This is a genomic window from Asticcacaulis sp. AC466, from assembly GCF_000495815.1.
In the GTDB taxonomy this organism is placed as follows: Bacteria; Pseudomonadota; Alphaproteobacteria; order Caulobacterales; family Caulobacteraceae; genus Asticcacaulis.
On sequence record NZ_AWGE01000006.1, the window covers coordinates 141,034 to 164,761 of the forward strand.

Here is a 23,728-nt window from a genome sequence, read left to right on the forward strand (position 1 = left end):
TTTCTCAAATTCCCCTTTGGCGAACTTGTTATCGCCGATAGCTCGATATTCCAACCTGCGATTTGAACTGGGATAATTTTCGTGCTGAAAATTCTGGTGGCCGCCTTCCCACGCGCCGAGAAGCCAAGACGCGGAGGTGAGGCGGCTGACCCACTTTCATTTTTCGTAAGAGACTGCATAGGTCCTGTTTGCTGTTCGCTCGATCCGCGCGAATCCGGGTTCGCCGAGGTGCATGCCCGCGATTAGCAGTTGCTCGGCGGCCACGCAGTCGAGAAGCCTCGATCGTGTCGCGGCGGAGAGCGATGCATCTTGATCGAACGCAATCGACACCTCCGGGCGCGGAACCTGAATATGCGGGAAATGAACGATGTCGCCCCAGACCAGCAGGCTCTTGTTACCCGAATCGAGCCGATAGCCGGTGTGTCCAGCTGTATGTCCCGGCAGCGGCATCGCCGTGACGCCGGGCAGCACCTCGCCACCCTCAAAAGTGCGCAGTCTATCGCGATAGCCATCGAACGCCTGACGCGCCACGAGGAAGTTGCCACGGGCGCGCTCGGGTGCGCGGTTCAGATTGCCGTCATCTCGCCAAAACGCGACTTCCCGATGGTGGGCAATCAGTTCGGCGTTCGGGAAGACTGCTTCTCCCGAGGCGTCCATTAGCCCTCCGACATGATCGGGATGGGCGTGCGTCAACAGAATCGTATCGATTTCGGATGGCTGGATGCCCGCGAGCAGCAGATTGGCTTTTAATTGACCGCCCCATTGCTTGAAACCGCCTGCTCCTGCATCGATCAAGACGATGCGACCGCCCGCACGGACAAGGTAGCAGTTGATATGGATCGAGGTAGGGTCCGTTATCCCCGCATTTTCCTGCATACGGGAGGCATTGGCCGGGTCGATATTCGCCAGAAAATCGAAACTGGCGTTGAGATAGCCATCGCTGACGGCGGTGATGGTTAAATCACCGATCTGTTGGTTGGGTAATGCGAAACTAGACATTGGTTTTCTCCTGGCGTCCCCTCAATTTCGCGCATGAACGCTTGACGCCTCATAGCCAAAGCAACGAATGCGCACGGTGAGACCGGTATTGCGCCTTATGGCGTCGTCCAGTTCCTTCATGAACTGCGCCATGACTGGCGGTGTCCGAAATGGTTCAAGGCGATATTGAATTTCTGCAAAAGCGGGGTGGCCCCGGCCATGCCGGACAGCGACATAGACAATATGCACATTCGCCAATGCGGCCCGGAGTATGCCGGTGCAAACGTCTGTGCATTGCTCCGTGAGGTCTGTGAGTGCTTCGTCCGGCGGCATTCTGTCTGCGGGAATATAGATCGTGACATTCGGCATGGGTGTTACCGCGCCTTCCTGACAGCGGCGTTACCATCATTCGTCAACTGCGCCGTCATCGGTGCATAGATATGGATGCCTTCCGGTAGATGCTCGATGTCAGGCAGATTGCCGCGCTCCACCTTGGCAAGCCAGCGATGTTCCGGGAACGTCTCCATAGCGACCGCCTGCATCGCATATGGGGTGAGGCCCAGCCGGATCAGAAATTCGGGGCCTGTGACGCTCGACGCTAGATATTCGCCCTCACCAATGGCCTGCGCTCGCTCAATGCCGCCATAGAGGTTCCGGTGCCAGTCGGTGATGTGCTGTTGCCAGCGTGCAAAATTGCCGCCGCCCTTTTGACTATATTCCTCACCTGTAAGGATATTGAGGCCATCAATCGAATGGAGAGCAAGATAAACGGGGCAACCGCGGCTCAAAGCCTTGAAACGCTGCGAAGTGTGAAAGCCGCTCACCGAAATCAGGGCTGGCAGTTTGTCCAAACTGTAAAAGTCGTTCCATTCCGCTTCACTGGCCGGATCGGCAAAGCTGCATTCTACTGTATAGATCATCGCACCACCTTCGACCGAAAGAGTGGATCTTCCGGCCTTGTCTATCGTTGATATTTTCTCATGATAGACTGGCGACCACCGTCCATATATGGACAATGGATCATGCTTCAGTGAGCTAATATCAAGGTAGAGGCGAATGCGATGCCGAGCTACCTGTCAGGAACCGCTATGCGCCGCAAGATTCCCAGTAATTCCGCACTCATGGCGTTCGAGGCGGCCGCTCGTCATTGCAGCTTCGCGCGCGCGGCCGACGAACTTGCTCTGACCGAAGGGGCGATCAGCCGCCAGATTGGCCGCCTTGAAACGTTTCTCGGCGTCACGCTGTTTCTGCGGGTCGGCAATCGTGTTCGGCTTTTGCCGAATGGCGAACGTTATGCGCTTCAGGTTCGCGAAACACTGGACCGGCTGGAACGAGACAGCCAATATCTGATGGGGCAGCCCAGCGGAGGCGCGAGCCTCGACATCGCCACCATCCCGACCTTTGCCACGCGCTGGCTTATTCCCCGGCTGGCGCGGTTTCGTGAAATGCACCCTAACATCACCGTGCACCTTGCCGAACGTATGGAGCCTTTTGTGCTTGCCGGAAGCGGTTTCGATGCTGCGATCCATTTCGATCATCCCGCTTGGACGGGAATGAGAACCCACCGCCTATTGCGTGAGAAGTTGGTACCTGTTTGCCATCCGGCGCTTCTTTATGGAGGTGAAGGAGCCGTTTCCCTGGATGAACTGCCGCGCCTTCATCGACGTCAGAACCCGGACGCCTGGCAACGCTATGCACAGGAAACCGGGATCGCGCTCACGAATCCCGCAGTTGGCGCCCGTTATGATCTTCACTCCATGCAAATCGAAGCCGCGCTGGCCGGTCTCGGCGCCGCGCTCGTGCCGCGCCTCTATATAGAGACCGAATTGGCAGAAGGCCGCCTGGTTGCTCCTTGGCCTGACAGTGAGTCGATCTCCAAGACCTTCTGCCTCGTCCTTCCGGAGCCTATCCGATTGAGCGAAGGGCCTATCCAGATGTTCGCGAACTGGCTGATCGAGGAAGCGCGCCGTCATAGTCCAAGCCTCGATTGACACGGGGCAGCCGAATACTCCTGAGATTCGAACCGTCTTAATGGAGGGCCATAGCGTAGACGTAGTTCTCATCTTCGCTCGGTGCCGCGCGCCATATTTCCTAGAAATGACATTTTCAGCGAACTGATTTCCGCCGATTGCTCTACACTGACGCATTAGGGGAACGCGAGCGTCCGACTCATAAAATCCTTCCGCGTTCGGCTAGGTAATCGAGCAGCACCCGGACGCGCGACGGGAGCGGTCCGCCTTGTCCTATATGGATTGCGTGGAAGGCTTCGCGATCACCGGGGTTCAGATGTTCCAGCACCGGCACCAAACGCCCCATTTCGATATCCTCGCGCACCGTAAATGCCGCGAGACGTGCCAGCCCCGCGCCGTTTAGCGCCAATCGGCGTAGCCCCTCACCGTCACTTGCCTGAACCCTCCCCACAGCGGGGACGGTGACGGTCTCGGTTCCCTTCTTCATCAACCAACCATCTACGGTTCGGGCATAGCCGAAGCTGATACGGTTGTGCCGTTCCAGGTCTTCAAGCGTCTTAGGCTCGCCGAATCGGGCAAGGTATGACGGAGCAGCGGCGACGATCATCGGCGTGTCGCCCAGCTTACGAGCGACGAGACTGGAACTCTTGAGCGGACCGGCGCGTACCGCCACGTCGGTCCTTTCCGCCACCAGATCTACCACCATATCGGTTTGCACGAGATCGAGCGTGACGCCCGGATAGCGGTCCAGAAACTCCGGCAAGATCGGCGCCAGGATGTGAGTGGCGTATGACGCACTGGTGTTTAGGCGGATGCGTCCCACGGGCTGTTCTCCAGCGCCCGCGCCGCGTTCTGCATCCGTAATATCCGCCAGAATGCGCGTCGCGCGTTCGTAGAACGCGCATCCTTCTGGCGTGAGCTGGAATGCGCGTGTCGAGCGATTGATGAGCCGAGCGCCAAGGCGCGCTTCGAGCCGGATAGCGAGCTTGCTGACGGCGGAAGGCGTCATGCGGCAAGCGCGCGCGGCCGCCGAGAACCCTCCGCGTTCCACGACACAGACGAACACTTCCATTTCGCGGGTCCGGTTTATCTCGGAGCGTGCCATCGGTCTTTCAATTCATAAATGATGTTCTATTACGCCTACTATATCATCTTATGATGGAGATCTATGTGTCGTATCGAACTTGAAACTTGCGAGACAGATCATGCCCTTGGCTCTCTACGCCCTGACGGCCGATGCCTCATCCACCATAGAAAGGATCTTATCATGGAATATCGTTTTCTCGGCCGGTCGGGCCTCAAGGTTCCAGTGCTGAGTTTCGGCGCGGGCACATTCGGCGGAATGGGGCCACTGTTCGGAGCTTGGGGCACTACAGATGTTGAGGAGGCGCGGCGCCTGATCGACATTTGCCTCGACACCGGCGTCAACCTGTTCGACACCGCAGATGTTTATTCCAATGGAGCCTCTGAAGAGGTGCTCGGGACGGCCCTCAAGGGGCGGCGCGACAGCGTGCTAATTTCGACCAAGACTAGCCTGCCGATGGGAGATGGTCCCAATGACGCCGGTTCGTCGCGGTTCCGCCTCATCCGCGCCGTCGAGGATGCGCTGAAGCGCCTTCGCACCGACTATATCGATCTCCTGCAATTGCACGCCTTCGACGTGAACACGCCGATGGAAGAGGTTCTGTCCACGCTCGATACACTCGTGCGAGCCGGGAAGGTTCGCTATGTTGGCGTGTCCAACTTTTCCGGTTGGCAGATCATGAAGGCCTTGGCAGTCGCCGACCGCTATGGCTGGCCGCGTTACGTCGCCAACCAGACCTATTACTCTCTGATTGGCCGCGACTATGAATGGGATCTGATGCCGCTGGGGGCCGATCAGGGCCTGGGCGCGCTGGTCTGGTCGCCGCTCGGCTGGGGCCGCCTGACGGGAAAGATCAAGCGCGGTGCGCCGTTGCCCGAAGGCAGTCGCCTGCACGAAACCGCGAGCTATGGCCCTCCCGTCGACGACGAACACCTGTTCCGGGTTGTCGATGCGCTGGACGCCGTGGCGGAGGACACCGGGAAGACTGTGCCGCAAGTGGCGCTCAACTGGCTGACGACGCGGCCCACCGTCTCCTCCGTCATCATTGGCGCGCGTAACGAAGACCAGCTTCGCCAGAACCTCGGCGCGGTCGGTTGGACGCTTGCACCCGAGCAAATCGCAAAGCTGGACGAAGCCAGCGCCGTCTCCGCACCTTACCCCCATTTTCCCTATCGTCGCCAGGAGGGGTTCTCGCGCCTCAATCCTCCGATTGCTGGTTAGCAATTCGGAGGGTGAACACTAGGCATCTCCGGCGAAACCTTCCTCGTCCATACGCTGCTGTCGAGCTGCGGACGGCACCGACGACAATCCATTGCCTCGCTCACATGATCGCGCACATAGCGCAATCACATTCCATGCAAAAGCGGATGGGTTATGTTCAGAATTAGTCAAACTCAATTCATCGTCAAATGGGTTAGCGTCGTGGCCTATCAAGGAGATTGCGATGTCAGGGTCTGTAACAGGAATGCCCAAACTCATCCTTCGGACAGAAGGCCTGGTCATATTTGCGGCCGCATGTCTGACCTATTCAAAATTCGGTGCGGGCTGGATGTGGTTTGCCATATTTTTCCTTGTGCCGGACCTCAGCATGTTTGGCTATCTGCTGGGCAAAAAGACGGGTGCTGCGATCTACAATGCCGGGCACAGTTTGATGGGGCCGATTGGGTGTCTCGTGGTTGGGCAATATATCGGACATGCTGAGGTGCTGAGCGCAGGCCTGATCTGGATTGCTCATGTCGGCTTCGACCGCTTTGCAGGCTATGGCCTGAAATACGCCGCGGGATTTGGTTTCACGCATCTGGGGCTGAAAGGCCGCGACAAAAAACGGAACGAGGTTGCGGTGTGAAGAGATTGGTATATCCGTCCTGCGACTTTAACATGTAATCACGTTCTGTCATCGGTGATGTAACATAGTTAATTTTTTAAACAAAACGAAAGCAATTCTATTGTATAGAGATCATATCGGCAGATATGCTCATAAATTATGATTTACGAATTGTAACATTGGTGTAAGAATTTATTTTATCAGCATTAAGATCGCAGGCCTTATACTGCTTATATAAGTATGTATAATGTGTTGGAGAATCTATGCTTTTCGGATCTGGTAAGAATGATGACAAGGCGGTTATCGCTAGTCTCAACGCGTCCCAAGCGCTCATCGAATTTTCGCCTGATGGCAGCATTCTGTCGGCGAATGCGAATTTCCTGGAGGCGGTGGGCTACACCCTGTCAGAGATCAAAGGGCGCCACCACAGCCTGTTTTGCGATCCGGCCTATGTGGCATCGGATGACTACAAGACATTTTGGGCCGGCCTGCGCGCCGGCCAGTTTCGCGCCGGAGAATTCAAGCGCTTCGGTGCTGGCGGACGGGTCGTTTGGCTCCAGGCGTCCTATAATCCGGTCGTAGATAACGCCGGCAAGGTTATAAAGGTGATAAAAATCGCCGCAGATATTACCGCCGCCAAACTGGTTGCGATCGATTACGCCGGCAAGATTACCGCGATCGATCGTGCTCAGGCCGTGATTGAGTTTACGCCGTCGGGCGATATTATCCAGGCCAACAAGAATTTTCTGGATACAATGGGCTATGTTGCCGACGAGATTGTCGGCAAGCATCACCGAATATTCTGCGAACAGAGTTATGCCAACTCGTCCGATTACAAGGTATTTTGGGACCGACTGGGCCGGGGCGAAGTTCAGGCCGCCGAATATAAACGTATCGGCAAGGCGGGGCGCGAGGTCTATATCCAGGCGACCTACAATCCGATTTTTGACGATACCGGCGCTGTGGTCAAGGTCGTGAAGTTTGCAACTGATATTACCGCTTCCGTCGTGCGACGCCTGCGCAATGACGCGCTCGGCCAGGAGATCAACGCCGAACTTGGCAGTGTTATCCATCAGATGGTCGACGCGACCCAAATGACGTCTGGCGCAGCTCAGGCTTCGAGCGACACCACGTCGATTATTCATTCTGTCGCTGCGGCATCGGAAGAGTTGAGTCTTAGCGTCCGCGAGATTGGCGAGAGCATGACCAATGCTCAGGCCGGTGTCGAGAGTGTATTCAACAGTGCCCAGAAGGCGAATGATTCCGTAGCGACATTGGATGTGTCTGCAACAGCCATGAACGATATCGTTGCCCTCATTCAAAATATTGCGTCACAAATCAATCTTCTCGCGTTGAATGCCACAATCGAGTCTGCGAGAGCGGGGGAGGCGGGTAAGGGTTTCGCCGTCGTCGCCTCGGAGGTCAAATCGCTTGCCAATCAGGCGGCGGCATCTACCAAAACTATCGGTACGGAAATCGCCAAGATGCAGTCCGTAACGACTGAGGTTGTGGGCGCGATGGGGTTGATCTCGTCTTCGCTCAATTCCGTGTTGGAAAATGTCGCGAGTGTGGCGAGCGCCATCGAAGAACAACACGCGGTTACCGGCGAAATCTCCAATAATATGCAGATGGCCGTGTCTTCGGTGCAAAAGATTGAAGATAGTCTTGGGCAGATAAATTCAACCTTCTCCAGCGTCGCCAATGCCTCCGAACAGGTCAAGCAGAGCGTCGAGCAACTGGTTGCCTGATGTTTCATGGTTTGGGAAAGCGTGAGCTTGTTTGCCTGCGAGGCTCAGCAGGCGACCGTAAGCGTCCAGCAGAATAGTCGAGAGAAATAATGCCAAGGCTGCGAAACCTCAAAAGTGAAGCCCAAAGGCTTAACGCCTTGGCAGCGCTGGACATTCTCGACACGCCGCCAGAACCCGCCTTCGATCAACTGACAGAACTCGCGAAGCTGATCTTCGGCGTGCCTATCGTACTCATCTCGCTCGTCGATGAAGAGAGGCAGTGGTTCAAATCCCACATCGGCCTGGATGTGGATCATACGGCGCGCGAAGTCTCCTTTTGCGATCATGTCATTCGTGAAGATAAGGTCATGATCGTAACCGATGCGTTAGACGATCCACGCTTTTCGACCAATGCGCTGGTTGTCGGTGCGCCTCATATTCGGTTTTATGCCGGCGCGCCGGTGCGTTACGATAAGGTGCTGATCGGAACCCTTTGCGTGATCGATCGCATACCGAGGCCAGATTTCGGCCCCGTCGAAGCGAGTAAACTCGAACAGATGGCCGCCGCCGTTTCCTCAGTCCTGGCGATGCGCAAGGCGGCGTTGATCAACAGCGCTATAATAAAGGCGAAGGAAGAGGGGCAGAGAACGCTCGAACTGGTCGAAGATATAGCCGGCATAGGTCAATGGTCGTTCAATGCAAAAACAGGCCGTATAACTTGGTCGGATCAGGTCTTCCGCATTCACGGCCTTACGATTGCCGACGAACCGCCTGATTACGCGCAGGTGCTGGCGCTCTACGAACCAGAAGACGCATCAAAGCTCGCCATGATGGTTAAGCGCGCCTTAGATACGGGCCAGGGCTATACCCTAGAGGCGCGTATACGTCGCGCCGACGGTTCACTGCGCAATGTGGTGGCGAAGGCCGTGGTGCTGCGTGGTGACGACGGCGAAGTGGAAACGCTCAACGGCGTCTTCCAGGATACGACCGATTATCGCAAGGCCATCGAACAATCGCGCCAAGGCGAGGCTCGTCATCGGCTTCTGGCGGAAAACATGCCCGGCATGTTGGGATACTGGGATGTGGACCTCAAATGCCGCTTTGCCAACAATGCCTATTTTGAATGGTTCAACAAAAGGCCGGATGAACTCATGGGCATTCATCTGAAAACCTTGCTTGGCACAGAAATTTTCGCTTTGAACCAGCCCTATATTCGCGGCGCGCTGAGCGGTAAAAAGCAAACCTTCGAGCGGGCGATTACAAAGCCCGATGGCGCCGTAGGCTACATGCTGGCGCAATACCTGCCTGACTTCGAAGAGAGCGGTCGCGTCTGCGGCTTCTACGTGATGGTTACAGATATCACCAATATGAAGCTCAAGGAACTGGCGCTGGCCGATAGTAATGCCCAACTGATTGCCGCGCGCAGGCAAGCTGAGGCGGCACTTGAAATCAAGGCGCAGTTCCTGGCGACGATGAGTCATGAAATACGAACGCCGATAACGACCATATTGGGATATTCCAATCTTTTGAGTGATCAGGACGGCTTGTCGACGGAAACCCAGTCGTTTGTAAAGCGTATTGAAAGGGCAGGGCAGACGCTTCTCGGAATCGTCAACGACATCCTCGACGTCTCGCGTCTGGAAGCTGGCCAGCTGACGCTGAGCCCCAAGGCTGTCAATGTGAGAGAGCTGGCCCATGACACGGTTGATCAGTTTCAGCGGCAAGCCCAGGTGCACAATCTTAGCCTGACTGTGGCCTATGACGAAGCGCTGCCGGAATGGCAGGTAATCGACGATACGCGCCTGGGTCAGATACTGAGCAACCTGATTAGCAACGCCTGTAAGTTCACTTCGGGTGGCGATATCTGCGTCTCTATGCGCGCGGTTTCAGGACAAAATGGGGGGCGCATGCGGGTTGAGGTTTCCGATCCGGGGCCCGGACTCAACACCGAACAGACCGGAAAGTTGTTCCAGCGTTTTCAGCAATTGGATGCCGGCATAAATCGTAAGCATGGCGGGAGCGGCTTAGGCCTCGCCATCTGCGCGGAGCTGGTCAAGCTGATGCAAGGTCAGATAGGGGTGGTGTCAGATGTCACTTCGGGCAGTACGTTCTGGTTTGAAGTTCCTTTGGAACACGCGACGCCGGCCAGCGAAGACGCGTCGCCGTCGGGCCAGATGGCCTCACCTTATGCCGTCGGGGCAAAAAAATAGTCGCACAAATCCCGTTGAGCTCTATTCCGTGAGGTCTATCTCCATAAAATCCGCCACGTCTACGAGCCAGCGCGTTTGCACGAAATCGACGTGGGCCGGATGGGTGTTATAGGCCTCGTAAGCGGCCTGATCCGCAAAGGCCATGGAGACGCAGAAGTCGAAGTTCGACTTCGGGCTGACCTGACGTAGCAGTTCAAAATTTTCGACACCCGGAATGTCCGCCAGGCGACGATTGGCGACGAGGAAGTCGGCCTCTGCGGCCGAGCCATGGGCATGTGTCAGGCGGAACGGAACGATATGGCGGATCATGCGGGGCTCCAAAACATAAAAAGCAGAGTGGGCTGCATACCTGACCGGGTTCAATCAGTTGTGACCTGGAGCATAGGGGAAGTTGAGGCCCTTATAATAGTCCAAATCGTGCGCTGGCGCGGCAATGCCGGCGGGCAGGGGCAGGCCGGACTTCGACTGGAAATAGGCAATGGAGGCGTCACGCCACCATTTTGCTTCGCGTTCCTGAATGGTCAGATTGGCCGATATGGCGGCGAAGCGTTGCGGATCGACATAGGCGCTCAAGGCCGACCAGGTCCGGCGCATATCGGTGGCAGACCGCGCGCCGGCGTCATAGTCGATAACCAGTTCGTCCCACAGGCTGCGGCCCGACTGGACCCTATACGTCCAGGGCAGATGGTGGAACCACAGCAGGTAACGTTCGTCCATGGTCTTCGGGTCAGCCCACAGCCTGGCCGCCTTGGGCGTATATTGCGCAAGCGCGTTGGAGCCAGTGGCCGTACGGTCGAAACCGATGCCCTGAGCGTCCGCTTTGGCGTAGTAGCATGGGTTCCATTCCGGCCGCGCCAGATCGCAGACCCACGGTCCGGGTCCATAGTGATGCCCTGTCGCCATCTGATGCGCCAGCCCGAGCGGCGTCATGTAGTTCGCCGCCGTTTCGCGCGAGTTCATCATCATCTCGACAACGGGCTTCACGAAGGCCGGATCGGCGGAGAAGGTCATTTTTACCCAATCGTCGGCAATGTCGCGGCTTGAGGCCTCCGGGTCCCAGGCCAGCCGTCCGAAGGCGTACCAGTCGGCCTGGCTGAAATCGTGCGCCGTCCAGTTGCGGTCGTCGCCGACATTAGACACGCCCGCAATGCCGGTCAGGGCGTGGCCATCGAGCGAACCGTCGATAATTCTGGCGACGGTTGAGCCCTTGCCCTTGGCGAAGGTGTCGGCCTTCAGCGTCTCTTCATAGAGCGGCCCCTGATAGACCAGGTGCGTGCCCTGGCCGAGATATTCCTTGGTGATCTGCACTTCCAGCATCTCGTTGGTTTTGGGCATGGCGCCGAACAAGGGGTGGAAAGGCTCGCGCGGCTGAAAGTCGATGGGCCCGTTCTTGATTTGCAGCAGGACATTGTCGGCGAACTGGCCTTCGACCGGGGCAAATTCGTTATAGGCCTGTTTGGCGCGGTCATCGGCATCATGCTCGGAATAGACAAAGGCGCGCCACATAACGATGCCGCCGTGCGGTTTGAGCGCCGCCGCCAGCATGTTGGCGCCCTGGGCATGGTTGCGGCCGTAATCGCCAGGGCCGGGCTGGCCTTCGGAGTTGGCCTTTACGAGGAAACCGCCGAAATCGGGGATAATCCTGTAGATCTCATCTGCCTTGGCGGCCCACCAGGCCTGAACGGCGGGATCGAGCGGATCGGCGGTTTTCAGCCCCCCCAGTTCGATGGGGGCGGAAAAACGCGCCGACAGGTAAACCTTGACGCCGTACGGGCGCAGGACCTGCGCCACAGCTTCGGTCTTGCGCAGATAGGGTTCGGTCAGGCTGTCGGCTTTGGCGTTGACATTGTTGAGCACCACACCATTGATGCCGATCGAGGCTTCGGCGCGGGCATAGTCGGTCAGGCGCGGATCGACCAGATCGGGCAGCCGCCACCAATCGAAAATCGAGCTGCCGGAATAGCCGCGTTCGACCGTGCCGTTGAGATTGTCCCAATGGTCGATGATGCGCAGCTTGATTTTCGGCGCATCATCGATGTTGATGTGATCAAGGCTTTGGCGCGTCTGGATCTGGCGCAGAAAGCGGAAGGCGCCATAAAGCGCACCTTGGTCGGTCCGCGCCGAAATGATTGTCACCTCATGGCTGTCGAGGGTGCGGGCTTGGATACGGTAGCCCTCTTCCGGTACGCTTTTGTCCTCCGTGACCAGCATGACGGCGCCATCTACCGGCAAGTCGACAATGGGCGTTTTCTGGTCAAGCAGGCCGTCCAGCCCGCGTTGCAATTCGGCCTTTGCGCGGGTCAGGATGGGGGTATTGCCGCCGATGATGGCGGTCGCATGCGGTCTGTACTGCGCGGCAAAGGACGCGTCTACCGGCCGGTAGCGCAACCACAGATCGTAACCGTCCTCCGCCCGTGCCGGCTTGGCCTGGAGTGGGGATGTCGCGGCGACGAGGGTAATACAGGCGATGGCGATACGGGCGACGGTAATCCAGCGGTATGACCAATGATGCATAACGAACCTTTTCGGCGGTGACTTTTTCCCGGCGCGGACAAAGCGAGTGAATGACGCAGGCGCCGAACAGACTAGCAATTAAATATCCGTCTGTCCCGACGCGATTTATCGGCAGGTAAGTGGCCAGATTTGGGCATTCTCAGCGTCTTTAAGGTGCAGGCTTTGCGTCGTTGGTCCTTTCTTTATTGTGTCGGGCGTGGTTAAAGGTCATACCAATGGTTTAGCCTTATCCCTTGACCGCATAATGTCAGATACCAAGAAGCTCTATCGTCAGATAGCCGATTCTATCGCCGCCGAAATCGAGTCGGGGCGGTACAGGCCCGGCGACCGCCTGCCGACGGAGCGCGATCTGGCCCTGCAATTCGGTGTCAGCCGACCCACCCTGCGCGAAGCTTTGATCGCGCTGGAAATCCTGGGCCTGATCGAAGCCAAGCACGGTCACGGCATTTTGGTCACCGGCACCGGCCACGCTGCCAAGGCGCCGCCCATTACCGACTCGGAAATTGGCGCATTTGAATTGATAGAGGCGCGGCGTCTGTTCGAAGGCGAGGTCGCGGCCATGGCGGCGGCACTGGTTCACGATACGGACATCGCCGAGCTCGAAAAACTGGTCAAGGCCATGGACGACAAGGATCCGGTCAAGGCGGAAAAGGCCGACCGGGAGTTCCATGTCATGATCGCCAATATCACCGGTAACGGTGCGCTGATCACGACGGTCGAAAATCTGTGGGACTGGCGCTACCAATCGCCTTTCGCCAAGATGGTCCTGGCCCGGGCTGCCGACATGGGCATGAAGCAGCGTATCAACGAGCATACGGGAATTCTCGAAGCCTTGCGCAGTCGGTCGTCGTCCGCCGCGCGTCAGGCCATGCACGAACATATGGACCGCGTTATCGAACACCTGCTCAACGCCACGGAAGTGTTGGCGGTCGAAAGCGCAAAGCAAGCCAGCCATGACCGCCGCAAGGCCATGGCTGGGCGCTTCAAGGCCATTTCCCAGGATATCTGAATAAAGGACATCTGAACTGAAAACAGGCGCGCAGCTTTGCCGCGCGCCTGTAAGGGGTCAGCCTGGCCGCCAGATCAGGCCGACCACCCCCCGCCGAGGGCTCTGATCAGGCCGACGGTGGACTGGTATTGCGCCGCCCGCACACGCAGGGCCTGACGCCTTATGGTGAGCAGTTGCCGCTGGGCATCGAGCACCTCAAGCTGTGACGACGAGCCGTTGGTGTAGCGTGACTGCGACATGTTCAGCGCGCGGGTGGCGGCGGCGACCGCCTGATCCTGCGATGCCTGCTGCTGCTTGAGATAGGTCAGGTCGGACAACTGGTCCTCGACATCGGCGAAGGCGACCAGGCCGGCTTGCCGGTATTGAGCGAAGGCGGCTTCGAGACCGCCTTTCGCGTAATCGACACCGGCGCGGCGGCGGCCGCCGTCGAAAATCGCCTGCGACAGAATTCCGGTCAAGGACCAGGTTCGCGCCGCGTCCTTGAACAGGGTGTCTAGGTCGCCCGACGCGTAGCCGCCATTGGCGGTCAGGCTCAGCGTTGGGAACCAGGCCGCCTTCGCGATACCGACGCGGCGTTGCGCGGCGTAAAGCGACGCTTCGGCGGATGCGACATCGGGGCGGCGATGCAGGATGTCGGCGGGTATGCCGGCGGGAATAACCGGCACGGCGCTGGCCCAAGGCTGGGAGGCCCATTGTGCGACACCGAAATTGAACGTGCTGGCCGGCTCGCCGAGCAGGACGGCCAGGGCATGGGCGACCTGAGCGCGTTGTTGGTCGAGCGCGGCGGACGCCGCTTCAGTCGATGCAACCTCGGTCTGGAGACGGGCGACATCCAGCTCGGCGACATCGCCTTCCTGGAAGCGGCGTTGCGTGACCGACAGACTGCCGCGGTAGGCAGTGAGGGTGTCGCTCACGATAGCGCGGTCTTCATCGAGGGCGCGCAGGGCGAAATAGCTTTCGGCGACACGGGCCTGGACCAGCAGTTGGGTATCGCGCAGCATGGCCTCATTCGATTGTGCATCGAAACTGGCCGCACCGGCGGCGGCACGCAAACGCCCGAACAGGTCGACTTCATAGCTGAGGTCAGCCCCCAGGGTGTGGGTCGTACCGGGCTTGGTCGAGCCATTGTTCAGGACCGGATTGGCCCCATGGTTGACGGAATAGCCGGTGCCAAGCTGGGGCCACAGGTCGGCACGGGACGCCCCCAGCAAGGCCTGGGCCTGATCGAGGCGAGCATAGGCCAGTTTGATGTCGTTGTTCTTCTCCATGGCGCGGGCCATGAGGCCGTTCAAGGCATCGTCGTTGAAGACCAGCCACCAGGTGCCGACCGGTGTCGGCGCACGGACGCCGGCTGTGGTCTGGCCGGCAAAGGCGGCGGGGGTCTCCACGGCTGCCTGCTGGAGCGGGGCGGTGGCGCAGCCGCTCAGCAGGGCGGCGGCGAGGGTGAGGGAAATCAGGCGTTTCATCAGAAAGCCTCCGGCTTGAGTTTGGCGGGCGTAGAGGTCGGTTGCGGCGCGAGCTCATCGTACACATCCTCTTCGCCTTCGAGCGTCGAGGTGTGCGACTTGAGCGGCCGGTTGCCCGACAGGGCGCGCAGCAGGACATAGAAGAAAGGCGTCATGAACAAGCCGATCAGGGTGGCCCCGATCATGCCGCTGAATACGGCGATCCCCATGGCGCGGCGCATTTCGGCCCCTGCCCCTTGCGAGGTGACAAGCGGCAGGACACCCATAATGAAGGCGATGGACGTCATCAGGATCGGGCGCAGCCGCAGGCGGGAGGCGCGAATGGCGGCTTCCAGCGGATTGAGCCCCGTCAGTTCGAGTTCACGGGCGAATTCGACGATCAGGATGGCGTTCTTCGCCGACAGCCCCACCAGGACGAACAGGCCGATCTGGGTGAAGATGTTGTTGTCGCTATGGGTCAGGAAAACCCCGACCATGGCGGACAGCAGGCCCATCGGCACGATCAGGATGATCGAGATCGGCAGGACGACGCTTTCATACTGGGCGGCGAGGACGAGGAAGACCAGTAGGATGACCAGCGGGAAGACGAGCGATGATGAATCGCCGGCCAGGATCTGCTGGTAGGTCAGTTCTGTCCATTCGTAGTCGATACCGGACGGCAGGGTTTCGGCGGCGATGCGCTTGATCGCGTCCTGAGCCTGGCCGGACGAATAGCCGGGTGCCGGACCGCCTGAGATGTCGGCGGACAGGTAGCCGTTGTAGCGGCTGGCCATGACCGGGCCGGAGGTCGGATCGACCTTGAGGACGGCAGCGAGCGGAATCATTTCGCCGGATGCCGAGCGGACCTTAAGCTTGCCTATGTCTTCCGGGTGGGCGCGATACGGGGCATCGGCCTGGACCCGGACGCTGTAGGTGCGGCCGAAGCGGTTGAAGTCGTTGACATATTGCGAACCGAGATAGATCTGCATGGTGGCGAAGATATCGCTGACGCTAACGCCCAACTGGCGGGCGCGGGTGCGGTCGATATCGGCGTAGAGCTGCGGCGTGTTGATATTGTAGCCGCTGAACACCCCGGCCAGTTCCTTGGTCTGCGACGCCTTGGCGATGAAGGCCTTGGTGGCTTCGTCGAGCTTGGCGTAGCCGAGGCCGGCGCGGTCTTCCAGTTGCAGCTTGAAGCCGCCCGTGGTGCCGAGACCGAGCAGTGGCGGCGGCGGGAACATGACGGCATAACCTTCCTGGATACCGGCCAGTTTGCCGTTAAGCGCACCGGCGATGGCACCAGCGGACAGGGCCGCGCCATGGCGTTCCTTGAACGGCTTCAGCGGCATGAAGACGACGGCTTCGTTGGAGGCGATAGTAAAGCCGTTGATCGACAGGCCGGGGAAGGCCAGGGCGTGGGCGACGCCCGGCGTCTGGGCGGCGATTTCCGAGACCTTGCGGGCGACGGCTTCTGTGCGATCGAGCGTCGCGCCGTCCGGCAGCTTGACCATGCCGACCAGATAGGCCTTGTCCTGCTGCGGGATGAAGCCGCCGGGGACGACCTGGAACATGACATAGGCCAGGGCGGCCAGACCGGCATAGAGGCCGAGCATCAGGCCCTTGCGGGTAGCCGTTTTGCCGACGCTCTTGCCATAGGCTTCCGATCCACGCTTGAAGGTGCGGTTGAAGCGGGCAAAGAACCCGCCCAGCCATTTGTCCATGAAGCGGGTCAGGCCGTCCTTGGGGGCATTGTGCCCCTTGAGCAGCAAGGCCGCCAGGGCGGGCGACAAAGTGAGCGAGTTGATCGCCGAAATCACGGTCGAGATGGCGATGGTCAGCGAAAACTGGCGGTAGAACTGACCCGACAGGCCGGTAATGAAGGCCAAAGGCACAAAGACCGCCACAAGGACGAGCGCAATGGCGATGATCGGGCCGGAGACTTCGCGCATGGCCTGATAGGTGGCCTGGCGAGGAGACTTGCCGGCTTCGATATTGCGTTCGACGTTTTCGACGACGACGATGGCGTCATCGACCACGATACCGATGGCCAGCACCAGTCCGAACAGGGTCAAGGCGTTGATGGTGAAGCCGAAGAGGTGCATCACCGCGAAGGTGCCGATAACCGAAACAGGCACGGCCAGCAGCGGGATGATCGAGGCGCGCCAGGTTTGCAGGAACAGGATGACGACGATAACGACCAGTATGATGGCTTCGAGCAGGGTGTGGATGACCGAGTCGATCGATTCGTGGACATATTCTGAGGTGTCGTAGGCGATCTCGTAGGAGACGCCTTCCGGCATGGCTTTTTTCAACTGTTCCATGGTCTCGTGGACCTCTTTGGACAACTGAAGTGAATTGGCGCCGGCGGTTTCGAAGATGGGAATGCCGACCGCGTTCTTGTTGTCGAGCAGTGAGCGCAGGGCATAGTCCGACGCACCCATTTCAATGCGGGCGATGTCGCCGAGGCGGGTAACGGCCCCGTCGGCGCCGGTTTTGACGATGATGTTGCGGAAGTCTTCTTCGGTGCTCAGGCGGCCCTGGGCATTGACCGACAGTTGCAGGGTAAGGTCGGGCAGGCCGGGCGAGGCGCCGATGACGCCGGCGGCGGCCTGGACGTTTTCGGAGCGGATGGCGTCGGCGACCTGGGAGGCCGACAGGCCGCGCTCAGCGACCTTTTGCGGATCGAGCCAGACGCGCATGGCATAATCGCCGCCACCGAACATCTGGATCGGGCCGACGCCCTTGATGGCTTGCAGGCGATCCTTGACATGGAGCAGGGCGTAGTTGCGCAGATAGGTCGCGTCGTAGCGGCCATTGGGCGACGTGATATGCACCACCAGCGGCAGGGAGGATTGGCTCTTCTGCGTTGTGATGCCGAGTGCGCGGACGTCGGCCGGAAGACGAGCTTCGGCCTGCGATACGCGGTTCTGTACCATTTGTTGCGCCAGATCGGCATTGGTGCCGAGCTTGAAGGTGACGGTCAGGGTCATCTGGCCGTCGGCTGTTGCCTGCGACGACATGTAGAGCATGTTCTCGACGCCGTTGACCGCTTCTTCGATCGGTGCGGCGACGGTTTCGGCAATGACGGCGGGGGATGCGCCGGGATAGGCGGCGCGCACCACGACCTGGGGCGGCACCACTTCGGGATATTCGGAGACAGGCAGGACGCGCAGGCTGAGCAGCCCGGCGACAAGGATCAGCAGGGAGAGCACCCCGGCGAAGATCGGCCTGTCGATAAAGAATTTGGAGAGGTTCATGTTTGCCTCTTGAGCTGGCGGATTTGAGGTAAGCGTCGCCCGCCGCCGCGTCGCAAGGCGATGCGCCGTCTACCCGTTTCAGGGCAGGCAGGGAGCGGGCGGAACCGTGACCGGCTTCGGTCACGGTGGGCGCTTATAGAGCTGAGGTCAGGGTGTTATCAGGCTTTCGGGGCGGCGGTCTTGCCCATCGCCACGACGGTTTCAGCGACGACGGAACCGGGACCGACATGCTGGAGACCGCTGACGATGATGCGTTCGCCGTCCTTCAGACCGGAGGTGACGATGCGCAGGCCATTGGCCGTCCCGCCGATCGTCACTTCGCGATAGGCCACCTTGTGATCGGCGCCGACGACATAGACGAAGCGCTTATTCTGATCGGTGCCGATAGCCAGCTCCGAGACGAGCAGGACCGGCTTTTGCTGGGCCGCACCCATATGGACGCGGACGAACTGACCGGGGATCAGCTTGCCTTCGGCATTCTGGAAGACGGCGCGGGCGCGAAGGGTCCCGCTGGTGCCGTCGAACTGGTTGTCGATCAGTTGCAGGTGGCCGGAGATGGGCTCGCTGCTCGCATCTGTGTCAACCGTGACTGGGATGGTTTCCAGAGAGGTTGTGCCCAGGTCGGCAAGGGTGCGGTTGATGACCGCTTCGTCGGCGTCGAAGCTGGCATAGATCGGGCTGACCGAAACCAGGGTCGTCAGAACTTGTGACTGCGGGCCGGCCCCGATCAGGTTCCCGACGGTTACCTCGATACGGCCGACGCGGCCGGAGACCGGGGCGCGAACCTGGGTGTAGCTGAGGTTCAGGTTGGCGGTTTGCAGATTGGCGCGCGCCGCAGCCAGATTGGCTTCGGCCGCCTTCAGGTCATTGGTGCGGCTTTCCAGTTCGGATTGCGCAATGGCGTGATCGTTCCACAAACGCTGGGCGCGGGCGGCTTCGGATGTGGCCAGGGTCAACCGGGCAGAGGCGGCGGAGACCTCAGCCTGTGCGCGGGCCGCTTCGGCTTGGTAGGTTGCCGGATCTATGGTGACCAGCAAGTCGCCGGCCTTGACCAGAGCACCTTCGCGGAAGTGGATGGCCTTAACGGCACCGGCAACGCGCGGGCGGATTTCCACGCGATCGACGGCTTCGAGATGGCCGGAAAAATCGGTCCATTGGGCGGCGTTTTGCAAGGCAACGACCGAAACGGTGACGGGTGTGGCGGCGGGCGCCTGAACCTGGCTGGCGGCCTGGGTGGTCAGGGCCGTTCCGATGCCGGCAGCGGCCAGGACGGTCAGGGATACAGCACCGGCGACAAGTATTTTGCGATAGCGATTAAGCTTGAGGGTGGAGATGACAGGGTCGAACATAACGGATTTCCTTTGGGGAGAAAGGAGCAGGAGGGAGAACGCATACTGGCGGTTGGCGGCAAAAGGGCTTGCGCTTCTCGGGTGCAGGCTTATTTTATGCGGCGTCGCAGTTAAATAGTCCGGGCCTGTCATTTTGTAAACATATTTTTATGCGACATCGCAAATAAATATGCTAAGGCAGGATCTAAGGCTCTGCCAAGGCGCCGTAAATGCCGCAGAATCGCCCGCTTTTTCAGGCTGGCCTCCGCGGCAGAAGAGGATTACTCTGCGGGATCGCCAATAAATGGCAGTTGCCGCTTTTGGGTTTGGAGTTTGTATCGTGGACGATTTCAAAGCGTTTGAATTGCCCGATGTGGCGTGCGGCGGCGAGGCGGTCGATCCGCAAGCCTGTGCCTGCGAAGCTCCGCGCAAACGCGGACGACCCCGCGCCTTCGATCCCGACGCCGTGCTGGAAACCGTGCTGGAGATGTTTTGGATGCGGGGGTTCGCCAATACGTCGCTAGACGATATTGCCGCTGCGACGGGCGTCAGCCGGCCTAGCCTGTCAGCGACGTTCGGCGACAAGGAAGCGCTGTATCTCAAGGCCATGGAGCGCTATCGCCAAGGTATTTCCGGGCAGCTGGATCAGGTGCTGCAATGCAACGGTTCGAACGACAATCTGCGCGGCATCATAAACCGCTATTTCGACGTCATGATCCGGTCATATACCGGCGATGTAGACGGTGAGTCGGAAGCCGGTGAGTGCCTGGGTTGCGCCTTCATGTGCACGGCTCTGAACGAAGCGCCGCGGCATGAATCGATCATGAGCGTATTGCAGGGCACGATCGAAGAGTTCGATGCCCGCTTTGAACGGTTCTTCGTCAAGGCGCAGGAAATGGGTCATATCGGTTCCAATCAGAATCCGAAGGTGATGTCACAAATGATCACCTCCCTCACCTCCAGTCTGGCCGTTCGGGCTCGGGCCGGTGCCAGCCGCGACGACCTGAAGGCCATCGTCGACGCGACGACAAGCTTCCTGTTTCCCTAGAGCCTTATGCCGAAAAGTGGACACCACTTTTCGGAAAATATGAGGCGTTACAAAAAAAGAGCCATGAGGCGGCTCAACTGAGCCGACGAATGCTCTAGCTAGAGCTCCGCCCACTGGCGGATCAGATTGTGATAGTGGGCCGTAAGTGCGACCACTTCCGGCGTGTCGCCCAATTGCGCCCGCAGCTTCAAAATGGTCATATCCAGGTCGAACAGCATCTGGCGGCGATGGCTGTCACGCACCATTGACTGTGTCCAGATAAAGGACGCCAGCCGCATCCCGCGCGTCACCGGCTCAACGCGATGGATGCTGGTTCCCGGATACAGGATCGCATCGCCAGCCTTCAACTTGACTTCGTGGGCGCCGTACGTGTCTTCGACGACGAGTTCGCCGCCGTCATAATCATCCGGATCACTCAGAAAGACGGTGGTCGACACATCGGTGCGCACCATGGCTTGCGTGACGGGATCGGGCTGGATGGCTCCATCGACGTGATTGCCGAAGTAACCGCCGTCTTCATAGGCGTTGAAGCGTGGCGTCAGGACCGTTTTCGGCAGCGCCGCCGATTGAAACAGTGGGTGACGCAACAAGGCGCCGCGAACCAGATTGGCCAGGGGTTGCGCTTCCGGCGCCAGGACGGGCAACTGGTAGTTCCATTTTTGCCCGGCCGCCTGCGCGCCCGTCGTGTGGCGGCCGTCGGTCCAGCCGGCCTGGGCCAGCACACCGCGAATATGGGTCAGTTCGGCGGACGTCAGAACGTCGGGAATGTGCAGCATCATGGTCCATACTCCTTATAGACAAAGCGCTCCGGCGTAAACCGGAGCGCTTGACAGCCCGTCGGCTACGGTCAGAACCTGACGTTCAGGGTCAGGGTGCCGCTGAGCGGCGCGCCTGGCGTCAGGCGTGAACCGCCATTGTTGAGGGTGGCGATATAGTCTTCATCGAACAGGTTGTAGATGTTGAGCTGAAGCGCCACACGCGATGTAATGTCATAGGAGGCCATGGCATTGGCGACCCAGTATTCGGGGATTTTTGCCAGGCCAGGCGATTGGGCGAGATTGACGCTGGGGTCGACGACGCGCAGTTGGTCGCCGGTATAGGACGCGCCACCGCCGATCGTGAATTTCGGTGTCACCTTGTAGGTTGTCCAGACCGTGCCGGTCAGCTTCGGCGACCAACGGGCGGCCGCGCCTTCGGAGTTGTTGCCGGTCGTTCCGCCGGTGATTTCGGTGTGCAGGGTCTGCACCCCGGCTGAGATCTGCCAGCCTGGGGTGATTTGACCGACCAGACCCAGTTCGATGCCGTCAACCTTGCGTTCACCGACCTGAAGGAAAGAAGTCGGGTTCAGCGGGTCGGCCAGGGTCAGCTCGTTCTTGGCGATCGTCTGGTACCAGGCCGCGGTGAGCGATACCTTTTTCGACATCAGGTCCCACTTCGTCCCGACTTCGAGATTACCGACCTCAACCGGATCGAAGGCCGAGTTCGATGTGCTCGACGCCGAAGCGCTGAGAACGAAATTGTTCCCGCCGGGCGGGGTCAGAGAATTGCCATAGGCAATGTACAGGCTGCCATTGTGACGCGGCTTGTAGACGACACCGAGGTTCCAGCTGGCCAGGGTGCCTGACGCCTTGAGGTGGTCGACCGTCGGCGTATAGGCGGGGGCCGTACCCGCTTTGGCGACATCGGTTTCTGTGGCGTAATTGTCCAGGCGCAGGCCTGCGTTTAGCAGCCATTTTTCGTCTAGCTTGATGGTGTCGAAGGCGTAGGCCGCCACGGTCACCGTATTGCCATCCGTATAGGCCCCGGTTGCGCGCGGCATCGGCAGGGCGGTGTCTGAGTTCGGCGTGTACAGATTGCTTGGCGGCACGATGTCGGTTACGCCCATGGCCGAGGTGCTGTAGGTGCGGTTGAACTGGCTTTCATACGAGACTTCCGCTCCGATGGCCAAATCGTGTTCCCATGTGCCGGTATGCGTCGTCAGGCTGACATTGGTGGTGTTGATGAGTATCTTGTTGTCCTGATCGACGCGCTGACGGTTGCGCGTCATGGTCCAGGTTGACGGGTCCGCCGGGTTGATCGCGTCGATGCCCGAAGACCCCGCGCTGATACCGGTCAGAACCCGGTTCATGCTGTTTTGACCATATCGACTGGTGTTGGTCAGAACCGCGCCGCCGGCGAAATTGTGCTCGACCTTTCCGGTCAGCATGGCGGCATCGACCTTTTCGTAGTCATCGGCGCTGCCGTAGAAGTTTTCGCGGTTCACCCGCTTTCCGGCACTGAGGGCGGGAACGCTGTTAAAATAGCCGTCATAGCCGATGGCTGAGATGCCGCCGTCGGGCAGATTGTCCTGATGAAGGGCCTGCGCGAAGACGTAAAACCGCGTGTCCGTGCCCAGGCCGATAGCGAAGGACGGCGCGATACCGTAACCGGTATTGTTGACGTGGTCGCGACCGGCAACATCGATATCCTGGGCCATGATATTCAGACGGAAGGCGCTGGTTTCACCGGTGCGGAAATTGACGTCGGCCGTGGCGCGGGCGCCGCCCTGGCTATATACGCTGGCGGTCGCCGAGTGCCCGCCTTTAAGCGTTGGCAGCTTGGACACCAGATTGATATAGCCGGACGATGCGCCGCGACCGATGTCCGCGCCGGCCGGCCCCTTCGCGACCTCGACCTGCTCGACATTGAACACATCGCGCGACACAGCGCCAAGGTCGCGGACCCCGTCCAGAAATACCGATGACTGAGCCGAAAACCCGCGTAGCTGGAAGGTGTCGCCGGCGCTGGTATTGCCGTTTTCACCCAGCTGCATGGTAATGCCCGGTGTGTTGCGCAAAGCGTCGATCAGGGTGGTCGCGTTTTGGTCCTGCAACACTTCCTTGCTGATGACGGCGACCGTTTGCGGTGTGTCGATCAGCGCCTGAGTCTTTTTCGGAGAGGAGGTGTGGTCTGCCTTGTACGGCCCGTGGCGTTCGCCCTTCACGGTCACCTCGGTGCCGCGATCATTTAAATCGGCGCCTGCGTCAGCGGCGGCGTCGGCCAGGGCGGGGAGGGCGATGCTGGGAAGAGCGATGGCAGCCAGGGCGATGGCATAGGGATTGACGGGGTGTTTACGGCTGCGAATGGAGGCGGACATGATGTATTTTCTCTCAGATTTTGCCGGAGGGGGAGTCGGCGTCGCCAAGCGTGTTATTGCGAGCTATTATCAATTGCAAGTGAAATTTTGCGAATAACTTGCATTCTTGACAATGAAAAGCCGTCTTCCCGCCTGAATCTTCGGTCTTAAGCCTGTGCGCTGCGAATTGTCGCAGCGCCGCGACTCGATGTCCCTTG

At 59.4% G+C, this 23,728-nt stretch carries 17 protein-coding genes; 7 read left to right on the top strand and 10 right to left on the bottom strand.

All coding sequences use genetic code 11. The features are described from left to right. Nucleotides 1-156: 156 nt before the first annotated feature. Both AEAC466_RS29530 and AEAC466_RS29540 read right to left on the bottom strand, forming a co-directional pair. Nucleotides 157-999, bottom strand: coding sequence for an MBL fold metallo-hydrolase (locus tag AEAC466_RS29530; protein ID WP_023457394.1), 843 nt, complete (start codon nucleotides 997-999; stop codon nucleotides 157-159). A 353-nt stretch (nucleotides 1,000-1,352) separates the two neighbouring features. Beyond that, a complete protein-coding gene (locus AEAC466_RS29540; protein ID WP_023457396.1) occupies nucleotides 1,353-1,898 on the bottom strand; it encodes a hypothetical protein in 546 nt (181 codons plus the stop codon). A gap of 168 nt (nucleotides 1,899-2,066) precedes the next feature. Between AEAC466_RS29540 and AEAC466_RS29545 the strand changes: the two genes are divergently transcribed. Continuing rightward, a complete protein-coding gene (locus AEAC466_RS29545; RefSeq protein ID WP_023457397.1) occupies nucleotides 2,067-2,969 on the top strand; it encodes a LysR substrate-binding domain-containing protein in 903 nt (300 codons plus the stop codon). A gap of 178 nt (nucleotides 2,970-3,147) precedes the next feature. On the opposite strand, the gene AEAC466_RS29550 is transcribed toward AEAC466_RS29545, so the two are convergent. Beyond that, nucleotides 3,148-4,020, bottom strand: a complete 873-nt coding sequence (locus tag AEAC466_RS29550; protein ID WP_023457398.1) for a LysR family transcriptional regulator — start codon at nucleotides 4,018-4,020, stop codon at nucleotides 3,148-3,150. Between the two features lie 195 nt (nucleotides 4,021-4,215). On the opposite strand from AEAC466_RS29550, the gene AEAC466_RS29555 reads away from it, so the two are divergent. The 4 genes from AEAC466_RS29555 (at nucleotide 4,216) to AEAC466_RS43670 (ending at nucleotide 9,794) form a co-directional block, all read left to right on the top strand. After that, complete coding sequence (locus tag AEAC466_RS29555; RefSeq protein ID WP_023457399.1) at nucleotides 4,216-5,253, top strand: aldo/keto reductase; 1,038 nt, start codon at nucleotides 4,216-4,218, stop codon at nucleotides 5,251-5,253. Between the two features lie 223 nt (nucleotides 5,254-5,476). Continuing rightward, nucleotides 5,477-5,878, top strand: coding sequence for a DUF4260 domain-containing protein (locus AEAC466_RS29560; RefSeq protein ID WP_035429404.1), 402 nt, complete (start codon nucleotides 5,477-5,479; stop codon nucleotides 5,876-5,878). Between the two features lie 242 nt (nucleotides 5,879-6,120). Beyond that, nucleotides 6,121-7,605, top strand: coding sequence for a methyl-accepting chemotaxis protein (locus AEAC466_RS29565; protein ID WP_023457401.1), 1,485 nt, complete (start codon nucleotides 6,121-6,123; stop codon nucleotides 7,603-7,605). A gap of 89 nt (nucleotides 7,606-7,694) precedes the next feature. After that, nucleotides 7,695-9,794, top strand: a complete 2,100-nt coding sequence (locus AEAC466_RS43670; RefSeq protein WP_081714573.1) for a sensor histidine kinase — start codon at nucleotides 7,695-7,697, stop codon at nucleotides 9,792-9,794. Between the two features lie 21 nt (nucleotides 9,795-9,815). Here the strand turns inward: AEAC466_RS43670 and AEAC466_RS29575 are convergent, their stop codons facing one another. Both AEAC466_RS29575 and AEAC466_RS29580 read right to left on the bottom strand, forming a co-directional pair. Beyond that, nucleotides 9,816-10,103 (bottom strand): Dabb family protein, encoded by a 288-nt coding sequence (locus AEAC466_RS29575; RefSeq protein ID WP_023457403.1) that lies wholly within the window; start codon nucleotides 10,101-10,103, stop codon nucleotides 9,816-9,818. 54 nt (nucleotides 10,104-10,157) lie between these two features. Beyond that, nucleotides 10,158-12,308, bottom strand: coding sequence for an alpha-glucuronidase family glycosyl hydrolase (locus AEAC466_RS29580; protein ID WP_023457404.1), 2,151 nt, complete (start codon nucleotides 12,306-12,308; stop codon nucleotides 10,158-10,160). A gap of 244 nt (nucleotides 12,309-12,552) precedes the next feature. Between AEAC466_RS29580 and AEAC466_RS29585 the strand changes: the two genes are divergently transcribed. Next, a complete protein-coding gene (locus AEAC466_RS29585) occupies nucleotides 12,553-13,317 on the top strand; it encodes a FadR/GntR family transcriptional regulator (RefSeq protein WP_031238426.1) in 765 nt (254 codons plus the stop codon). Nucleotides 13,318-13,391: 74 nt separating this feature from the next. Here AEAC466_RS29585 and AEAC466_RS29590 read toward each other — a convergent pair whose 3' ends face one another. The 3 genes from AEAC466_RS29590 to AEAC466_RS29600 form a co-directional block, all read right to left on the bottom strand. Next, a complete protein-coding gene (locus AEAC466_RS29590) occupies nucleotides 13,392-14,783 on the bottom strand; it encodes an efflux transporter outer membrane subunit (protein WP_023457406.1) in 1,392 nt (463 codons plus the stop codon). Beyond that, a complete protein-coding gene (locus AEAC466_RS29595; RefSeq protein ID WP_023457407.1) occupies nucleotides 14,783-18,019 on the bottom strand; it encodes an efflux RND transporter permease subunit in 3,237 nt (1,078 codons plus the stop codon). Before AEAC466_RS29595 ends, AEAC466_RS29590 begins: the two co-directional genes overlap by 1 nt. 158 nt (nucleotides 18,020-18,177) lie before the next feature. After that, nucleotides 18,178-19,368, bottom strand: coding sequence for an efflux RND transporter periplasmic adaptor subunit (locus AEAC466_RS29600; RefSeq protein ID WP_023457408.1), 1,191 nt, complete (start codon nucleotides 19,366-19,368; stop codon nucleotides 18,178-18,180). 319 nt (nucleotides 19,369-19,687) lie between these two features. On the opposite strand from AEAC466_RS29600, the gene AEAC466_RS29605 reads away from it, so the two are divergent. Then, nucleotides 19,688-20,395, top strand: a complete 708-nt coding sequence (locus AEAC466_RS29605; RefSeq protein ID WP_031238428.1) for a TetR/AcrR family transcriptional regulator — start codon at nucleotides 19,688-19,690, stop codon at nucleotides 20,393-20,395. A 98-nt stretch (nucleotides 20,396-20,493) separates the two neighbouring features. On the opposite strand, the gene AEAC466_RS29610 is transcribed toward AEAC466_RS29605, so the two are convergent. Beyond that, a complete protein-coding gene (locus AEAC466_RS29610; RefSeq protein ID WP_023457410.1) occupies nucleotides 20,494-21,174 on the bottom strand; it encodes a Fe2+-dependent dioxygenase in 681 nt (226 codons plus the stop codon). 68 nt (nucleotides 21,175-21,242) lie between these two features. Next, nucleotides 21,243-23,531: a catecholate siderophore receptor Fiu gene (locus tag AEAC466_RS29615; RefSeq protein WP_023457411.1), complete on the bottom strand. Its 2,289-nt coding sequence runs from the start codon at nucleotides 23,529-23,531 to the stop codon at nucleotides 21,243-21,245. Nucleotides 23,532-23,728: the final 197 nt, after the last annotated feature.

What these genes read in the sequence shown, in the direction of transcription:
- AEAC466_RS29575 (WP_023457403.1), bottom strand. Translation starts at nt 10,103, where the DNA reads ATGATCCGCCATATCGTTCCGTTCCGCCTGACACATGCCCATGGCTCG.
- AEAC466_RS29600 (WP_023457408.1), bottom strand. Translation starts at nt 19,368, where the DNA reads ATGTTCGACCCTGTCATCTCCACCCTCAAGCTTAATCGCTATCGCAAA.
- AEAC466_RS29555 (WP_023457399.1), top strand. Translation starts at nt 4,216, where the DNA reads ATGGAATATCGTTTTCTCGGCCGGTCGGGCCTCAAGGTTCCAGTGCTG.
- AEAC466_RS29530 (WP_023457394.1), bottom strand. Translation starts at nt 999, where the DNA reads ATGTCTAGTTTCGCATTACCCAACCAACAGATCGGTGATTTAACCATC.
- AEAC466_RS29540 (WP_023457396.1), bottom strand. Translation starts at nt 1,898, where the DNA reads ATGATCTATACAGTAGAATGCAGCTTTGCCGATCCGGCCAGTGAAGCG.
- AEAC466_RS29565 (WP_023457401.1), top strand. Translation starts at nt 6,121, where the DNA reads ATGCTTTTCGGATCTGGTAAGAATGATGACAAGGCGGTTATCGCTAGT.
- AEAC466_RS29595 (WP_023457407.1), bottom strand. Translation starts at nt 18,019, where the DNA reads ATGAACCTCTCCAAATTCTTTATCGACAGGCCGATCTTCGCCGGGGTG.
- AEAC466_RS29610 (WP_023457410.1), bottom strand. Translation starts at nt 21,174, where the DNA reads ATGATGCTGCACATTCCCGACGTTCTGACGTCCGCCGAACTGACCCAT.
- AEAC466_RS43670 (WP_081714573.1), top strand. Translation starts at nt 7,695, where the DNA reads ATGCCAAGGCTGCGAAACCTCAAAAGTGAAGCCCAAAGGCTTAACGCC.
- AEAC466_RS29550 (WP_023457398.1), bottom strand. Translation starts at nt 4,020, where the DNA reads ATGGAAGTGTTCGTCTGTGTCGTGGAACGCGGAGGGTTCTCGGCGGCC.
- AEAC466_RS29580 (WP_023457404.1), bottom strand. Translation starts at nt 12,308, where the DNA reads ATGCATCATTGGTCATACCGCTGGATTACCGTCGCCCGTATCGCCATC.
- AEAC466_RS29560 (WP_035429404.1), top strand. Translation starts at nt 5,477, where the DNA reads ATGTCAGGGTCTGTAACAGGAATGCCCAAACTCATCCTTCGGACAGAA.
- AEAC466_RS29545 (WP_023457397.1), top strand. Translation starts at nt 2,067, where the DNA reads ATGCGCCGCAAGATTCCCAGTAATTCCGCACTCATGGCGTTCGAGGCG.
- AEAC466_RS29615 (WP_023457411.1), bottom strand. Translation starts at nt 23,531, where the DNA reads ATGTCCGCCTCCATTCGCAGCCGTAAACACCCCGTCAATCCCTATGCC.
- AEAC466_RS29590 (WP_023457406.1), bottom strand. Translation starts at nt 14,783, where the DNA reads ATGAAACGCCTGATTTCCCTCACCCTCGCCGCCGCCCTGCTGAGCGGC.
- AEAC466_RS29585 (WP_031238426.1), top strand. Translation starts at nt 12,553, where the DNA reads ATGTCAGATACCAAGAAGCTCTATCGTCAGATAGCCGATTCTATCGCC.